The 18,696-nt window shown below is 72.3% G+C and carries 19 protein-coding genes and 1 pseudogene; 9 read left to right on the top strand and 11 right to left on the bottom strand.

Translation table 11 applies throughout. The features are described from left to right. Positions 1-96 precede the first annotated feature (96 nt). The 4 genes from ACIBNA_RS30665 to ACIBNA_RS30650 form a co-directional block, all read right to left on the bottom strand. Entirely contained in the window at positions 97-2,439 is a 2,343-nt protein-coding gene (locus ACIBNA_RS30665; RefSeq protein ID WP_399168426.1) for a SpoIIE family protein phosphatase, read from the bottom strand. Positions 2,440-2,500: 61 nt separating this feature from the next. Beyond that, positions 2,501-2,968 carry a peroxiredoxin gene (locus tag ACIBNA_RS30660; RefSeq protein ID WP_399168425.1) on the bottom strand — a complete coding sequence of 156 codons (468 nt, stop codon included), beginning with the start codon at positions 2,966-2,968 and terminating at the stop codon, positions 2,501-2,503. Beyond that, positions 2,965-3,345: a DoxX family protein gene (locus ACIBNA_RS30655; protein WP_399168424.1), complete on the bottom strand. Its 381-nt coding sequence runs from the start codon at positions 3,343-3,345 to the stop codon at positions 2,965-2,967. Before ACIBNA_RS30655 ends, ACIBNA_RS30660 begins: the two co-directional genes overlap by 4 nt. 75 nt (positions 3,346-3,420) lie before the next feature. Continuing rightward, on the bottom strand, positions 3,421-4,167 hold the full coding sequence (locus ACIBNA_RS30650; protein ID WP_399168423.1) for an AraC family transcriptional regulator: 747 nt from the start codon (positions 4,165-4,167) through the stop codon (positions 3,421-3,423). A gap of 90 nt (positions 4,168-4,257) precedes the next feature. Here ACIBNA_RS30650 and ACIBNA_RS30645 point away from each other — a divergent pair, with 90 nt between their 5' ends. Beyond that, positions 4,258-5,415, top strand: a complete 1,158-nt coding sequence (locus ACIBNA_RS30645; protein WP_399168516.1) for an MFS transporter — start codon at positions 4,258-4,260, stop codon at positions 5,413-5,415. Positions 5,416-5,458: 43 nt separating this feature from the next. Here the strand turns inward: ACIBNA_RS30645 and ACIBNA_RS30640 are convergent, their stop codons facing one another. After that, positions 5,459-5,968: a MarR family winged helix-turn-helix transcriptional regulator gene (locus ACIBNA_RS30640; protein WP_399168422.1), complete on the bottom strand. Its 510-nt coding sequence runs from the start codon at positions 5,966-5,968 to the stop codon at positions 5,459-5,461. 153 nt (positions 5,969-6,121) lie between these two features. Between ACIBNA_RS30640 and ligD the strand changes: the two genes are divergently transcribed. The 4 genes from ligD (at position 6,122) to hemC (ending at position 10,142) form a co-directional block, all read left to right on the top strand. Next, positions 6,122-7,102, top strand: coding sequence for a non-homologous end-joining DNA ligase (ligD, locus tag ACIBNA_RS30635; protein ID WP_399168515.1), 981 nt, complete (start codon positions 6,122-6,124; stop codon positions 7,100-7,102). 139 nt (positions 7,103-7,241) lie between these two features. Then, positions 7,242-8,015 (top strand): NPP1 family protein, encoded by a 774-nt coding sequence (locus ACIBNA_RS30630; protein ID WP_399168421.1) that lies wholly within the window; start codon positions 7,242-7,244, stop codon positions 8,013-8,015. A 99-nt stretch (positions 8,016-8,114) separates the two neighbouring features. Next, on the top strand, positions 8,115-9,137 hold the full coding sequence (locus ACIBNA_RS30625; RefSeq protein WP_399168420.1) for a questin oxidase family protein: 1,023 nt from the start codon (positions 8,115-8,117) through the stop codon (positions 9,135-9,137). A 69-nt stretch (positions 9,138-9,206) separates the two neighbouring features. Continuing rightward, a complete protein-coding gene (gene hemC / locus ACIBNA_RS30620) occupies positions 9,207-10,142 on the top strand; it encodes a hydroxymethylbilane synthase (RefSeq protein WP_399168418.1) in 936 nt (311 codons plus the stop codon). Positions 10,143-10,166: 24 nt separating this feature from the next. On the opposite strand, the gene ACIBNA_RS30615 is transcribed toward hemC, so the two are convergent. The 3 genes and pseudogenes from ACIBNA_RS30615 to ACIBNA_RS30605 all read right to left on the bottom strand — a co-directional run. Next, the gene (locus ACIBNA_RS30615; RefSeq protein WP_399168417.1) at positions 10,167-10,688 is read right to left on the bottom strand and encodes a hypothetical protein; all 522 of its coding nucleotides are present in this window, start codon (positions 10,686-10,688) and stop codon (positions 10,167-10,169) included. A 191-nt stretch (positions 10,689-10,879) separates the two neighbouring features. After that, entirely contained in the window at positions 10,880-11,710 is an 831-nt protein-coding gene (locus ACIBNA_RS30610) for an ABC transporter permease (protein WP_399168514.1), read from the bottom strand. Next, positions 11,700-12,184, bottom strand: a pseudogene (locus ACIBNA_RS30605) (ATP-binding cassette domain-containing protein); the annotation flags it as partial. The pseudogene ACIBNA_RS30605 and the gene ACIBNA_RS30610, both read right to left, overlap by 11 nt. Positions 12,185-12,414: 230 nt before the next feature. On the opposite strand from ACIBNA_RS30605, the gene ACIBNA_RS30600 reads away from it, so the two are divergent. Continuing rightward, entirely contained in the window at positions 12,415-13,206 is a 792-nt protein-coding gene (locus ACIBNA_RS30600) for an RNA polymerase sigma factor SigF (RefSeq protein WP_399168415.1), read from the top strand. 34 nt (positions 13,207-13,240) lie between these two features. On the opposite strand, the gene ACIBNA_RS30595 is transcribed toward ACIBNA_RS30600, so the two are convergent. Beyond that, positions 13,241-13,561 carry an ANTAR domain-containing protein gene (locus tag ACIBNA_RS30595; RefSeq protein WP_274813706.1) on the bottom strand — a complete coding sequence of 107 codons (321 nt, stop codon included), beginning with the start codon at positions 13,559-13,561 and terminating at the stop codon, positions 13,241-13,243. Positions 13,562-13,813: 252 nt separating this feature from the next. Here ACIBNA_RS30595 and ACIBNA_RS30590 point away from each other — a divergent pair, with 252 nt between their 5' ends. Beyond that, positions 13,814-14,617, top strand: a complete 804-nt coding sequence (locus tag ACIBNA_RS30590) for a VOC family protein (RefSeq protein WP_399168414.1) — start codon at positions 13,814-13,816, stop codon at positions 14,615-14,617. Positions 14,618-14,659: 42 nt separating this feature from the next. Here ACIBNA_RS30590 and glgX read toward each other — a convergent pair whose 3' ends face one another. Continuing rightward, entirely contained in the window at positions 14,660-16,816 is a 2,157-nt protein-coding gene (glgX, locus tag ACIBNA_RS30585) for a glycogen debranching protein GlgX (protein WP_399168413.1), read from the bottom strand. Next, on the bottom strand, positions 16,813-17,325 hold the full coding sequence (locus ACIBNA_RS30580) for a pep a2 (protein WP_399168412.1): 513 nt from the start codon (positions 17,323-17,325) through the stop codon (positions 16,813-16,815). The genes glgX and ACIBNA_RS30580 overlap by 4 nt, the downstream gene beginning before the upstream one ends. 362 nt (positions 17,326-17,687) lie before the next feature. Here ACIBNA_RS30580 and ACIBNA_RS30575 point away from each other — a divergent pair, with 362 nt between their 5' ends. Further along, positions 17,688-18,035, top strand: coding sequence for a DUF5133 domain-containing protein (locus tag ACIBNA_RS30575; protein WP_399168411.1), 348 nt, complete (start codon positions 17,688-17,690; stop codon positions 18,033-18,035). A 70-nt stretch (positions 18,036-18,105) separates the two neighbouring features. Further along, positions 18,106-18,696 (top strand): maltotransferase domain-containing protein (locus tag ACIBNA_RS30570; RefSeq protein ID WP_399168410.1); only part of this gene is annotated, 591 nt, incomplete at its 3' end.

Below are 18,696 nucleotides of genomic sequence, written 5' to 3'. Positions count from 1 at the left end.
CATCGGGGCGTACGCCGCGCCCGTGGTCTGCCCTTCTACCCGCTGTATACGGCCATCCCTTGGACGCGTCGTCGACTCCACGCCTGTGCGGCGCGGTCAGAACAGCGGCGTGAGCGGCTGTTCGCACCAGATGGTCTTGCCCCGGGTGGTCTGCCGGCTGCCCCAGCGCTGGGTGAGCTGGGCGACCAGCAGCAGTCCGCGTCCGCCCTCGTCGTCCTGGTGGGCCCGCCGCAGGTGCGGGGAGGTCGAACTGCCGTCGGACACCTCACAGATGAGGGTCTGGTCGCGGATCAGACGGAGCTGGATGGGCGTGGCGCCGTACCGGATGGCGTTGGTGACCAGTTCGCTGACGACGAGTTCGGTGACGAAGGCCGTCTCCTCCAGCCCCCACACGGTGAGCTGTTCGGTGGCGGCCTGGCGGGTGGCGGCCACCTGCGCGGGGTCGGGCGCCACGTCCCAGGTGGCGACCTGGTCCGCGCCCAGCGCCCGGGTACGGGCCAGCAGCAGGGCCACGTCGTCGCTGGGCTCCTCCGGCAGCACGGCCTTCAGCACGATGTCGCACTGGGCGTCGAGCGACTCGGCGGGCACGGTCAGAGCGCGGCACAGCTCGTCGGTGGCGTGGTCGACATCGCGGTCGCGGTCCTCGACGAGTCCGTCGGTGTAGAGGGCGACGACGGAGCCCTCGGGCAGCTGGAGGTCCGTCGCCTCGAACGGCAGCCCCCCGACGCCCAGCGGGGGCCCCGCGCTCATGGGGATCAGCCGCGCGGACCCGTCGGGCAGCACCAGTGCGGGGGCGGGGTGCCCGGCGGCGGCCAGGTTCAGCCGGCGCGTGACGGGGTCGTAGACGGCGTACAGACAGGTGGCGCCGAGTTCGGCGACCTCGTCGCCGTCGTCGTCCGACGCGAGATGGGTGACCAGGTCGTCGAGGTGGGTGAGGAGTTCGTCCGGTGGCAGGTCCACGTCGGCGAGGGTGCGTACGGCCGTGACCAGCCGGCCCATGGTCGCCGTGGAGGGGATGCCGTGGCCCACGACGTCACCGACGACGAGCGCGACCCGGCTGCCGGACAGCGGGATCACGTCGAACCAGTCGCCGCCGATGCCGGCCGCCGAGCCGGAGGGCAGATAGCGGTGGGCGACCTGGACGGCGGCCTGGCCGGGCAGTCCCCTCGGCAGCAGGCTGTGCTGGAGGGCCAGTGCGGTGGTGCGTTCGCGGGCGAAGCGGCGGGCGTTGTCGACGCAGACCGCGGCGCGGCTGGCGAGTTCCTCGGCGAACACGGCGTCGTCGGCGGCGTAGTCGTCCACCTGCCGGATGCGCACGGCCACGGCGACGCCGAGGGTGGTGCCGCGGGCCCTCAGCGGCACCGCCATCATCGAGTGGACGCCCTTGCGGTAGGGGCGGCCCTGCGGGGCGCGCGTGTTGCGCTCGGCGACCCACCGCATGAACGCGGGCTCTCCTGCCTGACTGAGGACCGCCCGGCCCTCCCGCATGGCCCGGGCGATCGGCGTGAAGGAGGGGTAGACGTCCACCTCTCCCAGGTGCACGGCCGCCTCGGGGGTGCCCTCGGTGACGGAGCCGTGGGCGACGCGGCGCAGCGTGATCTCCTCGGCGGGCACCGTCGGCGACTCCTCCGCGCCGAGGACCCAGTCGAACAGGTCCACGCTCGCGAAGTCGGCGAACCGGGGCACCATGACCCCGATCAGCTCCTCGGCGGTGCGCACCACGTCCAGGGTGGTGCCGATGGCGGCCGCGGCCTCGTTCAGCAGGGCCAGCCGCTGCCGCGCCCAGTACTGCTCGGTGCTGTCGAACGCGGCCAGGGCGGTGCCCAGGAGCTCGCCGGAGCCATCCCGCAGCGGCCACATCTCGGTGACCCAGGCGTGCTCCCGGTTCAGGGACGGTGCGCCGGTGTAACTCTCGTAACGGAGCGGCCGGCCCGTCTCGACGACGTGGCGGAGATGCCAGTTGAAGCCGCGGCTGTGCTCCGCGTCCTCCACGGTCTCCGGGAAGTGCCGGCCGAGCAGTGTCTCCTCGGACACGCCCATCACGTGGCAGGCGGCGTCGTTGAGCCGCAGGTAGCGCTGGCTGGTGTCGAAGACGGACATCGACATGGACGCCTGCTGGAAGGCGCGGCCCGCGAGGGACGTCTCCGCCCGTCCGGGTGGCGCGGCGGTGATCACATATCCGTCCGGTTCCCCGTCCTGGCTCGTCACGGCCATCGCTCTGACGCGTAGCCCGACGAGGTAACCCTCGTGGTGCCGCACCATGACGGTGCCCGACCGCGCGGACACCGCCTCGGGCGGCACCTCCTCGGCGAGCAGCTCCCGTACGGACCGGCCCACGGCCTCCTCGGCCGGGTAGCCGGTCAGCCGCCGGGCACCCTCGCTCCACCCCGTCACAATGCCGCGGGCGTCGATGATCACAGCGGCGGAGGCATCCTCCATATCGTCCAGGATTATCCCATTGTCGCCCTGTATCAACCGCGACGGAGCATTCGTGAGGGCGTCAGCTCCGGTGGGCGCGCAGAGCGGCGAGCGCCCGGTCGGCGTGCGCGTTCATGCGCAGTTCGCTGCGTACGACGTCGAGGACGGTGCGGTCCTGCGCTATGACGAACGTGGTGCGCTTGGTCGGCGCCAGGGAGAAGCCGCGCTTCACACCGAACCGCTCGCGGACCGCGCCGTCGGCGTCGGACAGCAGGGGCATGCCGAGGGCGTGCTGTCCGGCGAACTCCTGCTGGCGCTCGACGGTGTCCCCGCTGATGCCGACGGGGTGTGCGCCGACGGCGGCGAACTCGGCGGCGAGATCGCGGAAGTGGCAGGCCTGTGCGGTGCAGCCGGGCGTCAGGGCGGCCGGGTAGAAGAAGAGCACGACCGGCCCCTCGGCGAGCAGCCCGGACAGGCTGCGGACGGTGCCGGTCTCGTCGGGCAGGGCGAAGTCCTCGACCTTGTCCCCGGCCTCCACGCGCGCGGTCACGACCGGCCCTGCGCGTTCCGTGCGACGCCGCGGGCCCAGAGCACGAGGGGCAGCTGGAGCGGCAGGCGCCCGAAGGCCGCGGCCTTCTGCGGCGCGGGGCGGTGGCGCCAGTCGGCCGCCATCTTCACATTGGCGGGGAACACCCCGACGAAGAAGGCCGCCGTGGCCAGCGCGGCCGCCTTGCGGGTACGCGGCAGCGCCAGGCCCGCGGCCAGCGCGAGCTCCGCGGCTCCGCTGACGCGGGTCCAGGTCCTGGGCGTGCCCGGCAGGCCGCGCGGGATGGTCGCGTCGAACGGTCGTGGTGCGGCGAAGTGGGCGATCCCCGCGGCGGCCAGCAGACCGGCGAGCAGCAGGGGCGAGCGTTCGGACCGGGACACGGTTCCTCCTCTGATGGCCTGCCGCGCGATATTACTGGACGGTAAAAAGGTGGCCGTGGCCGGGGTTTCGACGGGTCAGGCGCGGCGGTTGTGCGTGCCCGGGGTGTAGCCGAACGAGCGGCGGAAGACGTCGATGAAGGCGCTGGCGGAGGACCAGCCGCAGCGGTGGGCGACGGTCGTGACGGGCAGGCCGTCGGCCAGCATCCGCAGGGCGTGGTAGAGCCGTGACTGGGTGCGCCACTGCGGGAACGTCATGCCGAACTCGCTGCGGAAGAGCCGGCTCAGGGTGCGCTCCCCCACCCCGGTCGCGGCGCCGAGGGCGGCGAGGGTGCCCGCGCCCGCCGGGTCGGCGTGCACGAGCGCGCAGACGGCGGCCAGGCGCGGGTCGGCGGGCGTGGGCAGGCGCAGCGGCTGCTGCGGCGAGACGCGCAGCTGATCGCGCAGGACGGCGCGCAGTCGGCCGCGCTCGGGGCTGTCGTCGCCGGGGTCGCGGGTGTAGGCGAGGATCAGCTCGCGCAGCAGCGGGCTGACGGCGAGGACGGCCGGGTGGTGCAGGAAGAGGGGGTTGTCGTCGGCTGGCAGGCCGACCAGGCGCAGGTCGAGCCGGCCGTGGGCACGGTGGGCGTGCACGGTACCGGCGGGGACCCAGATGGCGCGGGTGCCGGGCGCGAACCAGGTGCCGGCGTCGGTGGTGACGGCGACGACACCGGAGCCCGCGTAAACGATCTGGTGGTCGTCGTGCCGGTGCGCGTCGATGCGGTCGCCCGCGGTCAGCCGCTGCGCGCGGGTCGGCGCCGTGGGGGTGTGGCGGATGTTCGGCACAGTCCGGCAGATTATCGGAAGCGCGCCAGGTGCCCCGGCGGCGACGATCACCGGGTGACCGCTTCCCGCCGCAATCGGCCCATCGCCCTGATGTCCCTGGGACACGCCTGCGTGGACGTGTACCAGGGCGCCGTGGCCGCTCTGGTGCCGTACTTCGTCGCCGAGCGCGCCTACTCCTACGCCGCCGCCTCCGGCGTCGTGCTGGCCGCATCCCTGCTCTCGTCGCTGGTGCAGCCGCTGTTCGGGGTGCTCACCGACCGGTGGGCGATGCCGTGGCTGCTGCCTCTCGGCGCGCTGACGGCCGGGGCGGGCGTCGCCCTGAGCGGGGTGACCGGCTCCTACGCGGCGACGCTGGCGGTGGTCGCCGTGTCGGGGGTGGGGGTGGCCGCCTATCATCCGGAGGCCGCCCGGGTGGCGCGGGCCGTCGCGCACGGCCGGCACTCGGCGATGGGCTGGTTCTCCTTCGGCGGCAACGCCGGTTTCACCCTGGCTCCCCTGCTGGTCTTCGCCGTGGTGGCGACGGGCGGGCTGCGCGCCTCTCCCCTGCTGGCCGTCCCGGCGGTGGCGGGAGCGGCGCTGTGTGCGGCGGCGGTGCGCGCCGCCGCGTCCGGCGCGGCGGGGGCCGGTGCGTCCGCCGCCGCGGGCCGGGACGACTGGGCGGCCTTTCTGCGGCTGTCCGGGGCCGTGGTCTGCCGCTCGGTCGTGTTCGTCGGCCTGAGCGCGTTCGTCTCGCTGTACGTGCGGGAGCGGACCGGTGGTGGGGAGGTGGCCGGTACGGCGGCGCTGTTCGTGCTCTACGCCGGTGGTGCGGTGGGCACGCTGGCCGGGGGGCGGCTGGCCGAGCGGTACGGGCGGCTGGCGATGATGCGCCGGTCGTACGCCCTGACGGTGTTCGCCGTGGCCGGTCTGGTGCTGGTGCCCGGGCCGCCGGTGTATCTGTTCGTCGCGTTGACGTCGGTGTGCCTGTATGTGCCGTTCTCGCTGCACATCACGCTGGGCCAGGACTGTCTGCCCCGGCGGGTGGGCACCGCGAGCGGGGTCACGCTGGGGCTGGCGGTGAGCGTCGGCGGTCTCGCCGCTCCCTCGCTCGGGGCGCTGGCCGATGCCACGTCCCTGCGGACGGCCCTGCTGCCGCTCATCGCCCTGCCCGCGTTGGGCCGGCTGCTGCTGTGCCGGCTGCGCGAGCCCGCACCGCCGGCCCCCGCGGTCGCCGAGCGGGCGGATCCGCGTGGCTCCGCCGCACGGTGAGCGTGCGGCCTGTGTGAACGCCGCTCGCGGCCCGGTCCGGGGATCAGGCGCTGCCCGCCGGGGCGGACTGGGGCTCGGGCTCGCCGGCGTGGGCGAGGAAGTCGTCGACCATGCGGTGGAAGAGCGTGGCGAGCTGCCGCAGCTCCTCGGGGGACCAGTCGGCCAGGGCCATCTGCATGCCGCGGACCCCGACCTCGCGGATCTTGGTGATGGCCTGCCGGCCGGCGTCGGTGAGCTCGATGCGCTGGGCGCGCCGGTCGTCCGGGTCGGGGACGCGGGTGACGTAGCCCGACTTCTGCAACTGCTGCACCGTGCGCGTGACGTGCGAGGCCTCCACTCCCAGCCGGGCGGCGAGCTCCCCCGGCCGCAGCGGCTCGGAGTCGGCGACCTGCCGGAGCAGCGCGACGGCGGCACGGTCGAGCGGCACGCCCGCCAGGGCCATCAGCCTCTCGTGCTGGCGGGCACGCGTGCTCAGGTAGGTGATGCGGGTGAGCGCACGCTCGATCTCGATGACTTCCGGCGAGGGGACGTCGGGGAGCGGTGGTGTGGACATGAGACCACTTTACCATCTCGTTGCCTAACTCAAGCAATTTCAGGCCGGGACCGCTCGGGGCGATCGGTGAGGCCGGCGCCCGCATCGACGCCGTTCAGGGGAAAGACCCGGGAAACGCGCGTGACCGGGCACGGGGACGTCCACAACTCACCCGTGGACCTGCCGCTGATCCCGCCCATACTCGCCACGCCCGGCACCCTGCCGCCCGTCGCGCAGGACGCCCGCTGGGCCTATGAGACCAAGCAGGACGGCCAGCGCGTGGTGGTCTATCTCCCCGGGGAGGGCAGCGTGCTGCTGCGCGCCCGGTCCGGGGAGGACATCACGGCCGCCTACCCCGAACTGCGGCCCCTGGAAGCCGCCCTCGGTCCCACGCCCGCCGTGCTGGACGGGGAGATCCTGGCCCTGGACGAACAGGGCCGGGCGAGCTTCCAGTTACTCCAGTCCCGCATGGGGCTGGCGCACGCGCCCGCGAGGGCGGCGCGGCGGGCGGCGGAGGTGCCGGTCCATCTCGTGCTGTTCGACCTGATGCATCTGGAGGGCCACTCGCTGATCCGGCTCCCCTACGCACGACGCCGCGCGGCGCTGGAGGACCTCGGCCTCGCCGGGCCCTCCTGGTCGACCCCGGCCGCGATCGTCGGCCACGGCGCCGTGGCCCTGGCCGCCACGCGCGAGCACGGACTGGAGGGCCTGGTCTGCAAACGGCTGGACTCGGTGTACGAACCGGGGGTGCGCTCCCGGGCCTGGATCAAGATCCGCAACATGCGCACCGAGGACGTCCTGGTCGGCGGCTGGCAGCCCGGCAAGGGACGGCTCACCGGCCTGCCCGGCGCGGTGCTGGTCGGGCAGCGTGCCGCGGGGCGGCTGCGTTACGTCGGGAGTGTGGGCACCGGCTGGAGCGAGGCCGAACGGACGGAACTCGCCGGGCTGCTGCGGGCCGCCGCGACCGACGTCTGCCCCTTCGACCCCGCTCCGCGCGCTCCGGGCGCGCACTGGGTCGTGCCCCGGCTGGTCGGCGAGGTCCGCTACAGCACCCGCACCCGGGAGGGCCTGCTGCGGCAGCCGTCCTGGCTGCGGCTCCGGCCGGATCTCGCGCCCGAGGAGGCGGCGGCCGACATCCCGGACGACAGGGTCTGAAACGGCGCCCGGACTCCGGCTGTTGGGTTGCGATTCACTTCCGGGATCACACCTTTCTCTTGGCATGGACGCGTTCAGCCTGGAAGCTGAACCTCCTTTTCCCCCACAGCCGTTGGGCTGCGCCCAAGAGGAGGACGCAGTGTCGTCACGCCCGTTCGCACCCCGCAGGAGATGGCTCACCGGACTGGCCGGTGCCGCCGCCCTCGTCCTCGCCTTCCCCGCCACGGCCTTCGCCGCCCCGCCGCGAGCGCTGCCCGCCAACGCGGAGTCGCTGGAGAAGACGTACCAGCCCGCCTACGACTACGACACCGACGGCTGTTACTCCACGCCCGCCGTCGGCGCGGACGGCACCGTCAACGGCGGGCTGAGCCCGACCGGCGCGCTCAACGGCGACTGCCGCGACGCCTCGGACCTGGACAACACCAACGGCTACGCGCGCTACAAGTGCAACAACGGCTGGTGCGCCATCCTGTACGCCCTCTACTTCGAGAAGGACCAGGCGGTGGCCGGCAGCGGCATCGGCGGCCACCGGCACGACTTCGAGCACGTCGCGGTGTTCGTGCAGGACAACCAGGTCAAGTACGTCTCGACGTCCGCCCACGGCTCGTTCAGCGTGCACCCGGCGTCGCAGGTCCGCTTCGACGGCACACACCCGAAGATCGTCTACCACAAGGACGGCGCAAGCACCCACTGCTTCCGTCTCGCGAACACGAACGACGAGCCGCCGGAGAACCACAAGCGCACCTGGCAGTACCCGCCGCTGGTCGGCTGGAACGGCTACCCCGCGGGGGTGCGCGACAAGCTCACGTCCTACAACTTCGGCAGCGCCAACTTCGGCCTGAAGGACGGCAACTTCGCGAACCACCTCGCGTCGGCCAAGCCCTCCGGCATCGCGTTCGATCCCTACGCCTGATCCGGGCTCTGCCCGGCCGGAGGCCTAGGCCCCCGGCCGGGGCAGACTTCCGCCTCGCGCCCGATCCGTCGGCGCGGGGCGTGGGCATAGCGTCCCGTCATGGACGCGCACGACACGACAGGGACACTCGAAGAAGCCCTCGAACGGCTCCACGCCTCGGGGCCGGAGCGGCTCGGCCGGCTCACCAACCACGCCCCCATGGTCGTGGAGGCGCTCGCCGCGCACGGGCAGGCGGGCGCCGTGCACCGCTGGCTGGATCTGTACCGGCCCAAGCTGGAGGACTTCCCCACACCCGTGGCAACCGTGACCCGCGCCAACTGGCGCGAGGCGCTGGGAGATCCGCACCGGGCCGCCGACTGGATCGCGTACTTCGGCCACGCCCTCGCCGAACAGCCGTGGCGGGACGTCCTCGCGGCATGGTGGCCACGGCTGCTGCCCGGGTTGTACGGCGGCTCCACGCACCCCGTCATCCGCGTCGGCCATGCCGTACGGGCCCTGGAAGCCGGCGAGAGCGCGCCGCGGCTCGCCGAACTCGCGCACGGGCTGGGCTACTGGGCGGCCCGGCACCGCCCCGTGTCCGGCATCGCACCCCTGCCCGCAGCGCCGAGCGCGGCGCGGTCCCTGGACGCCGTGCCGCCGATCGCCGAACCCCGGGGCGGATTTCCCGACCGGCTGGCCGCCGTACGACGCCTGCCTCTGTGGGCGGGCGCCGTGACCGACCCGGACACGGCACGGGCCCGACTCGCCGAACTGGTCCGGGCCGCGACCCACCGGTACGCCACCCACGGCCACGGGGAGGCGACCATGCTGGTACACGCGGCGACGGCGCCCAACGCCGTGCTGCGCGCCCTCGGTTCCCTGCCGCGCGAGCTGTGGGTGCCGAGCCTGCACGCGGCGTGGACCGCGTCCGCGGCGGTCACCGCCATGTACGCCACCGCCGAGCCCGTCGCCCACGTCCCCGCACCCGGCCGCAGCGTGCAGGAGGTGCTGGAACGAGCCCTCGCCCACGGCGACGAACACGTCATCAAGCTCGCCGACACCGCCCTCGACGTCGGTGACGAGCGGGCCCTCACCGCGGCTCTGCGCGCGGTCGAACTCAGCGAGCCCCTCGTCCCGAACTGACGTACGTCGAAGGGCGGTCGGGAGGAGGTATGGCACAGACGTACCCCCGGGAGGGTCTATCGTGTCCGCATGTCCGTCCCCGAACTGATCCGCATCGTCTCCCGCGACTCGCCCATGGCGCTCGCCCAGGTGGAGCGAGTCCGGGCCGAGCTGGCCACCGCCCACCCCGGAGTGCGTACCGAGGTCGTCCCTGTGAAGACCACCGGGGACAAGTGGATGGGTGATCTGTCCAAGGTCGAGGGCAAGGGCGCGTTCACCAAGGAGGTCGACGCGGCGCTGCTGGCCGGGGAGGCCGATCTCGCCGTGCACTGCGTGAAGGACGTCCCCGCCGACCGGCCGCTCCCGGCGGGCACGGTGTTCGCCGCGTTCCTGAAGCGGGACGACATCCGCGACGCCCTGATCCACCCGGGCGGGCTCACCCTGGACGAGCTGCCCGCCGGGACGCGGATCGGCACCTCCTCGGTGCGCCGGGTCGCCCAACTGGCCGCCACGCACCCGCATCTGGACTGCGTGCCGTTCCGGGGCAACGCCAACCGGCGCCTGGCGAAGCTGGCCGCCGGCGAGGCCGACGCCCTGCTGCTCGCGGTCTCCGGCCTGGAGCGCATCGGCCGGCAGGACGTGATCAGCGAGATCCTCTCCACCGAGACGATGATGCCGCCCATCGGCGCGGGCGTGCTGGCGCTGCAGTGCCGTGAGGACGACGCCGACCTGATCGACGCGGTCAGCGGTCTCGGCGACCCGGACACCTACCGGGAGACCACCGCCGAGCGCATGTTCCTGCACGTGCTCCAGGGGCACTGCAACAGCCCGATCGCCGGGTTCGCACGCGTGGACCGCGGTGGTGAACTGTCCCTGCGGGCCTGTGTGTTCACCCCGGACGGCAAGACCCGGCTGAACGCCCACGAGTGGGCGGGCCGGCTCGACCCGGCCACGCTCGGCACGTCGGTCGCCGTGGCGCTGCTGCGCCAGGGTGCCCGCGAGATCATCGACGGCATCCCGCACTGACCGGCCAGGCGTTCTGACGCCGGATCAGGCGGTGCCTTCCCCCGCCTGATCCTGGAGGAAGACGCTCACCTGGTGGGCCAGGCTGTCGCGCACCGCGCCCTGCTGGCCCCCGGTGGGTCCCTCGTGCGCACCGATGCCGCCCGACCACAGCCGGCGGTCGGCCCACTCCTCCTCGACGCGCAGCTGGACCTGGACGTCCACGAGGCTCAGGGACGCCTCGGCGCCGGCCGCGTACAGCACGGCGGTGGCCCGTCGCAGCGGGTACACGTCGAAGCCCTCGATGAACTGCGAGTTGCGCCAGTCGAGGAAGGCGCTGTCCCCGTCCGGGCCGATCCGCACGTCGATCTGGCCGTCCTCGAGGTGGATACCGAGGTGCCGGCTGCCGCGGTTCTCGACGGTCACGCGCAGGCTGAAGTACGTCAGCCCCTCGGCGGCGTCGTCACGGCCGCGGGGCGGCTCGGCCAGTTCCAGACGGTGGACGCGGACGCGCAGACCGGCATGCTCGTCGTACTCCTGCCAGTCCCCGACCACGTTCGGCTCGTACACGCTGCCCCTCTCGACCTCTGGAAGCTGCTTCCTATCTGTGGTCTCAGCGCACTGTCAAATGAGCAGAATGCGCTGTGGCCTGGCAGTTCATCCCTTTTGATCGGTGATCAAGCCGTGCCCAGCGGTTATCCGGAAACAGCCGGAGAAAGCGTTTGCCGCGGCGTGCCGCACATCACTTTCCCGGGTGAAGATCAACGGGCCAGACGGCCCAGCAGGGCCGAGGCCGCGGCGACGCCGAGGGCGGCGGCCACGAGCAGCACCGCGAAGTCGGAGGCCAGGTGGTGGGGCGTGCCGAGGAGGGGGCCGCGCAGGGCGTCCACCTCGTAGCTGAGCGGGTTGGCCTCGCTGACCGCCTGGAGCCAGCCCGGCATCACGGACACCGGGTACAGGGCGTTGGAGCCGAAGAACAGCGGCATGGTGATCGCCTGTCCGAAGCCCATGAGGCGGTCGCGGCTGAGCACGATGCCGGCGATGGTCATCGACAGACAGGAGAAGAAGGCCGAGCCGAGGACGACGATCGCGGCGACGGCCGGCAGCTTGAGCGGGTTCCAGGTCAGTGCCACGCCGAGCAGCGCGGCGATGAGCAGGACCACGACCGCCTGGACGAGCGACTTGACGCCCGCCGCGAACGCCTTGCCGGTGATCAGCGCGGAGCGCGGGGTCGGCGTGACGAGGAGCTTGTCGAGGACGCCGGCGTCGCGCTCCCAGATGATCTGGATGCTGTAGAAGATGGCGATGAACATTGCGGACTGGGCGATGATGCCGGGTGCCAGGTAGTCGACGTAGGGGATGCCGCCGGTGGGGATGGCCCTGATCCGGGTGAAGGTCCGGCCGAAGATCAGCAGCCAGAGGGCCGGCTGGACCGCCCGGGTGCAGAGCTCGGTGCGGTCGTGGCGCAGCTTCCGTAGCTCGACCGCGCACATCGCGCCGACGCGGGCGGGCAGCAGCAGCCGGCCCGGGCGGGGCTGCCGGGGTTGGAGCAGCAGATCGATGCCGTGGGCGCGGGCGGGGTCAGCCGACACGGCGGGCGGTGCGGCGGGGGCTTGGACATCGCGGAAATCTCCTGCCTCGTCATCGAGACCGCTGCCCGCCACGTCGCGGAAGACGTCCTCCAGCGTGGGCAGCGTGTCCGTGGCCGCGCCCGCGGCGCGGCGGCGGGCGCCGAGTCCTTCCCTGAGCTCGGCCGGCGTGCCGAGGGCCCGGATCCGGCCGCGGTCCATCAGGGCGACCCGGTCGCAGTACTGGTCGGCCTCGTCCATGGAGTGGGTGGTCACGAGCACGGTCATGCCGGTGGCCGCGCGGACCACGCCGATGTGCTCCCAGGCGCTGGTGCGGGCGATCGGGTCCAGGCCGATCGTGGGCTCGTCGAGGATCAGCAGCCGCGGGGCGCTGACCAGGGCCTGGGCGAGTTCGAGCCGGCGGACCATGCCGCCGGAGCAGGTGGCGGCGAGCCGGTCGGCGGCGTCGGCGAGGTCGACGGCCGCCAGGGCCTGGGCGAAGAGATGTACTCGAAACGGCAGCCGCCCCCAGGGACGCCTGGGGTCACAAATGAGCGTATTGTCGGAATTGTTTCGTTGTCTCCCCGCCCGGGAATGGGCGATGAAGTGCTTCGGACAGGAGGCACGTCCGTGGGAGCCGCCCGGGCCCGCGGTGCCCTCCGTGAGGTCCGAGTCCGCGCTTTCCATGGTGTCTGTCCTTTCGGCACCTGCTCAGGGAGGTGCGCACCATGCGTATCGCCGGCAGCACCAGACCGCACCCCCACGACGACGCCCCCGACACCGCCGCAGCGTTCGAACGTCTCGTGCGGCTGCCCGAGGGGCCCGAGCGCAAGGCCCTGCGTGACGAGCTGGTCGAGGCCTGGCTGCCCATGGCCGAGCGGATCGCCGTCCGCTTCCGGGGCCGTGGCGAGGCCCTGGAGGACCTCTACCAGGTGGCGGCCCTCGGTCTCGTCAAGGCCGTCGACCACTACGACCCGGCGCGCGGCAACGCCTTCGAGGCCTACGCCGTGCCGACGGTCACCGGCGAGATCAAGCGCCACTTCCGCGACCATATGTGGACGCTGCACGTCCCCCGCCGGGTCCAGGACCTGCGCAACCGCGTGCGGCACGCCGTCAAGGAGCTGTCGCAGACGACCCCCGGCCGCTCCCCCACGGTCGCCGAGATCGCCGAGTACGCCCACCTCACCGAGGGCGAGGTGCGCACCGGCATGGAGGCCCTGGAGTGCTTCTCCGCCCTGTCGCTGGAGGCGGAGATGCCCGGCACGGACGGCTACGCCCTCGGGGACGCGATCGGCGGGCCGGACCCGGCCTTCGACATCGTCGTCAACCGCGTGGCCGTCAAGCCCTGTCTTCAGGCGCTGCCGGAGCGCGAGCGGATCATCCTCTACCTGCGGTTCTTCAAGGGCATGACGCAAAGCCGCATCGCGGAGCAGCTCGGCATATCGCAGATGCACGTCTCCCGGCTGCTCAGCAGTTGCTTCGCCCATCTGCGTGAGGAGCTGCTCACCGAGGCCGGATGAACGCGCGACCCCATGTCGGTGCCGCCGGGGCGGATCACTGCTCCGGCGGCGCTTCGGGGATCTGGGTCGGTCCGGCGCGGTCGAGGGCGTCCTCCAGCTCGGCCCGTATCTCCCGGGGCATCACACCGGTGCGTCCCCACACGAGGATCAGTTCCGCGACGTTGCGCAGCTTGATGTTGGTGTGCTGGGAGACCTCCTTCAGCACGGCCCAGCCCTGGTCGGGCGAGATCCGGCCGAGCACGACGATCATCCCGATCGCCTGGTCCACGACCGCGTGGGAGACGACCGCCTCCTTCAGTTGCCGGACTTCTTCCTGCAACTCGAAGATCCGCTCCGAGCCCCCGTCCGTGGGCATGGTCACCTCCGGGTCCGGTGCGCCGCTGTCCTCATGGCCTCGTGTGGTGCTTGAGTGCCTTGACGCAGTGTCCGACGCCTCCATCGTCGTCACTCGGCCCGCCCGGTGCCACCGGGGCGGTCCAGGCCGGTCCACCACACCGTTTCGGTGCCGTCGCCGGGGTACTCGGCAGGCGCCCACGGGGGTTCCGGTTGGACACTGGTGTCATTCCTCCGGTGGCTGCCAGGCCTACGAGATCAGGACGCGACTGCCATGAACCACGACACCCCCACCCCCTTCGGCACAAAGGACGTCGTCTCTTCGCACTCCGTGTTCGGAGCACCGTGCTGGGTGAGTCTGACCAGCAGGGACGTCAAGGCGACCGAGGAGTTCTACGGGGCCGTGCTGGGCTGGCAGTGGCGGCCGGCCAAGCTCGGCGACCGGTTCCGGATCGCACTTGCGGACGGCTCGCCGGTGGCCGGGATCGCGGGGGTGGCCACCATGTGGCAGATGGCGGTGGCGTGGACGCCCTACTTCGCCGTGCGGAGCGCGGACGACGCCGTGGCCCGGGTCCAGGAACGCATGGGCACGGTCGCCGTCGGGCCGATCTCGCTGCCGCCGGGGCGGGCGGCGCTGCTGGCCGACCGGGACGGGGCGACCTTCGGGATCTGGGAGGGCGACCTGTTCACCGACTGGGAGACCTGGCGCAACGCGCAGCCGGCCTTCATCACACTGCACACGCGTGACGCCTTCGACGCCGCCATCTTCTACGGCGAGGTCCTCGACTGGGCGTCGGAGAGTCCCGGCTGCTGCGAGGTGCACTACGAGGGCGGGGAGGTCGTGCTGCGCAGCCGCGGTGACGTCGTGGCACGGATCGAGTCCGGGGCGCTGGAGGCGGCCCCCGACCCGACGATCCGGCCGCACTGGCAGGTCCACTTCACGGTCGACGACGTCGAGGCCTGCACCCGGGCCGCGGAACTGCACGGCGGCAGCGTGCTGTCCAAGGGCACAGACGAGGCCGTGCTGCGCGATCACGACGGCGCACAGTTCACGGTGACGGCGCGCCGGGGGCGGTGACTCGGGCGCGGACGTCCATGACAGGATCCGCCGCCCCCGTCATCATCCCGCCTCGTTGCGCCCACGCCGGGAGGGCCGGGACAGCAGGACCATGCTGCGGGACCCGACCATCAGGGCCGTGCCCGCCTTGTGTTCCGATTCATCAGGGATGCCCTCCGGGTCGGCGGTGTCGATCAGGGCCGTCCAGCGTTCGCCGTAAGTGGCGTCCGGGAGGCGGAAGTCGACCGGTTCCCAGTGGCTGTTGAGCAGCAGCAGGAACGAGTCGTCGACGACGGGGCGGCCGCACGGGTCGGGTTCGGCGATGGCGTCGCCGTTGAGGAAGACGCCGACGCAGTGCGCGTCGCCGCGATCCCAGTCGTCGTCGGTCATCTCCTGGGCGTCGGGCGCCAGCCACACCAGGTCGGGCAGCGGCTGGTCCGCGCGGGTCAGGGTCTCGCCGAGGAAGAAGCGGCGCCGGCGCAACACGGGGTGCCCGGTGCGCAGCCGGATGACGTACCGGGTGAACTCCAGCAGGTCGCGCTGTTCCTCGGTGAGCCGCCAGTCGATCCAGGAGATCTCGTTGTCCTGGCAGTAGGCGTTGTTGTTGCCGCGCTGGGTGCGCCCCAGTTCGTCGCCGTGGCAGAGCATCGGGATGCCCTGGGAGAGCAGCAGCGTGGCGAGGAGGTTGCGTTGCTGACGGGCGCGCAGCTCCAGCACGGCCGGATCGCGGGTCGCGCCCTCGGCGCCGCAGTTCCAGGACCGGTTGGCGCTCTCGCCGTCCTGGTTGTCCTCGCCGTTGGCCTCGTTGTGCTTGTCGTTGTAGGAGACGAGGTCGCGCAGGGTGAATCCGTCGTGCGCGGTGACGAAGTTGACGCTGGCGCGGGGCCGGCGCCTGCTGTGCGCGTACAGGTCCGAGGAGCCGGTCAGCCGGGAGGCGAACTCGCCGAGCGTGTGCTCCTCACCGCGCCAGAAGTCGCGCACCGCGTCGCGGTACATGCCGTTCCACTCCGACCACAGCGGCGGGAAGTTGCCCACCTGGTAGCCGCCCTCGCCGACGTCCCACGGCTCCGCGATCAGCTTGACGCGGCTGATCACCGGGTCCTGCTGGATCAGGTCGAAGAACGCCGACAGCCGGTCCACCTCGTGGAACTGCCGGGCCAGGGTGGCCGCGAGGTCGAAGCGGAAGCCGTCGACATGCATCTCGGTGACCCAGTACCGCAGCGAGTCCATGATCAGTTGGAGCACGTAGGGGTGGCGCATGAGCAGGCTGTTGCCGGTGCCGGTGGTGTCGTAGTAGTGGTCCCAGTCGCCGTCGACCAGGCGGTAGTACGAGGAGTTGTCGATGCCGCGGAAGGACAGGGTGGGACCCTTCTCGTTGCCCTCGGCGGTGTGGTTGTAGACCACGTCGAGGATCACCTCGAGCCCGGCCGCGTGCAGGGTCCTCACCATCGACTTGAACTCGGCGACCTGCTGGCCGCGGGTGCCGTCGGCGGCGTAGCCGTTGTGCGGGGCGAAGAAGCCGATGGTGTTGTAGCCCCAGTAGTTGGCCAGGCCGCGGTCGTGCAGTACGCCGTCGTGGACGAACTGGTGCACCGGCATCAGCTCCACCGCCGTGACGCCCAGCGAGGTGAGGTGCCCGACGGCGGCGGGGTGGGCGAGCCCGGCGTAGGTGCCGCGCAGCTCGGCGGGGATCTCGGGATGGGTGCGGGTCAGGCCCTTGACGTGCGCCTCGTAGATCACCGTGTCGGCGTAGGGCCGGCAGGGCCGGGTGTCGTCACCCCAGTCGAAGGCCGGGTCGGTCACCACTCCGAGCATGGTGTGCCCGGCGCTGTCGGCCGGGTCGGGGCCGTCCGGGTTGCGTTCGTAGAGCGAGGGGTGGTTGTCGATCTGCCCGTCGACCGCGCGTGCGTAGGGGTCCAGGAGCAGCTTCGCCGGGTTGCAGCGGTGGCCGGCGGCCGGGGCCCACGGCCCGTGCACCCGGTAGCCGTAGCGCTGGCCGGGGCCGACGCCGGGGAGGTAGCCGTGCCAGACGAAGCCGTCGACCTCGGTCAGCGGCACCTGGGTGTGGGTGCCGTCGTCGTCGACGAGGACCAGCTCGACGCGTTCGGCCACCTCGCTGAAGAGCGCGAAGTTGGTGCCCTCCCCGTCGTACTCGGCGCCCAGCGGGTAGGGGCGCCCGCTCCACGCGGACACCCCTTTCCGGGTCTGCCGGCGGGTCACCGGGCCTCCTCCAGGACCTCGCCCGGCGTACTGGCGGGGCCGGCCAGCTGCGCGACGCGCACCTCGCGGGGCACCTCGAGGCCCTCCCGCTCCCGCGGGGCGGGCGCGGTCGGCACGAGCGGGACGCGTTCGCCGGCCCGGGCGCGCTGCGAGAACCAGATGACCTTGCTGCCGGTCTCGGTGGCGCAGCAGCCCCAGCCGTCGCTCATCGCCGCGAGGTGCTCCAGGCAGCCACGCAGCTCCTGGTCCGGGCGCAGGGCGCGGTCGTTGTCCCCGATGGCGGTGATCAGGTGCTGGCCGTTCCACCACATCTCGATCGACGTGTTCTTGTCCGTGGCGTGTTCGTCGATGGCCTTGAGCAGCATCTCGGCACCGCCGCAGACGGGCTGGACCAGGTTGTCCAGGTCCCAGAACCTCAGGTGAGCGGCCAGAATGCGGCTGACCTGTCCCACCCGTTCCGGGCTGACTTCCACGTCGAGGTGGTAGTAGCAGGGCACTGCGGTCTTCATCGGTTGGCTCCTCACCGCGAAGCTCAGCTCCTCCTCGCTCCCGCGGTCCTGCGGGACGAGCCCCGAACACGGAACGTGAGCGCGTATCGCTTCTGAGTCACCCTCAGCCTGAGGGTGCTAGCCCGTTCGTGCAACACGAGCGCACAGCTGAGGCGCATGAACGCCCAAGTGAGCACGCCCGGATGGCCCTCACGGCTCAGCCGAGCCGTTGTTGGTTGAGGATCCAACAAGACGCTGCGTCGTCGCCCGTGCACCATGTGTGAAGAACTCGATCGCCGTTACGGGTCCGTGCCGCTGTGGGCACGGCCGCCGTCCGACCGTCGGGAGACCGTGCCCCTCGAGCCCGAAAGGTGATCGGCGCCATGCTGCTACCCGCCAAAGCCGAAGTCGCCCGGCAGTTGCGGCGTTACCGGGCCTGGGAACGCGTCATGCTCGCGGCACCGAACGACCGCACGGTGCGGGCCACGTTCGAGGACTCGGGCTACACGCTCTGCGTGCTGATGGGCAAGCGCTGCGCGCGGGAGGCGGCGGACGCGGCCGAGCGGTATCTGCGCACCAACCAGGTCGCCTATTTGCAGGAACAGCAGGTGACCTATCTGCAGGAACAGCAGGTCACCTGTCTGCAGGAGCAGAACGAACGGCCCCGTCCGGCCGCCGCGGTCCGGCGAAGACCGCCGGCGGCGGAGCGGCGCTCTCCCGCGGGACGGTAGCCGCCGCACACATCTCGTCCCCTGGACCGGGCCCCTGGCCCGGCTTTCGAGCACGGTGGAGGTGAGGACCATGAGTAGGACCCGGGCCATCGGCCGTATCCCGGTACGGGACGTCCGCCCGGCCGTGGAGAGCGGCAACCGGCCGGCCAAGGCGGTCGTGGGAGAGACGTTCGAGGTCACCGCCACCGTGTTCCGGGAGGGGCACGACGCGGTCGCCGCCAATGTCGTCCTGAAGGATCCCGAGGGCCGCCCCGGGCCGTGGACGCCGATGCGTGAGCTGGCCCCGGGCAGCGACCGCTGGGGCGCCGAGGTCACCGCGGACGCCGTCGGCCGCTGGACGTACCGGGTGGAGGCCTGGAGCGACCCGGTGGCCACCTGGCGCCACACGGCGGGCATAAAAGTGCCGGCCGGCATCGACCCCGGCCTGGTCCTCGATGAGGGCGCCGAACTCTACGAGCGAGCGGCGGCCGGCGTTCCCAGGGAAGCCGGCCGCGATGTGCTGCTCTACGCCGCCAAGGCACTGCGCGACGACTCGTTGCCCCCGGCGGCGCGGCTGGCGGCGGCACTGACGCCTGAGGTGGACGAGGTCCTGGCCCGGCATCCGCTGCGGGACCTGGTCACCACCTCCGAGCCGCTGCCCCTCCTGGTCGAGCGGGAGCGG

Source organism: Streptomyces sp. NPDC050164 (assembly GCF_044459945.1).
Classification (GTDB): Bacteria; Actinomycetota; Actinomycetes; order Streptomycetales; family Streptomycetaceae; genus Streptomyces; species Streptomyces coeruleorubidus_A.
The sequence above is the reverse complement of the archived record's forward strand: the minus strand, read 5'-3'. Positions and strand labels throughout refer to the sequence as shown.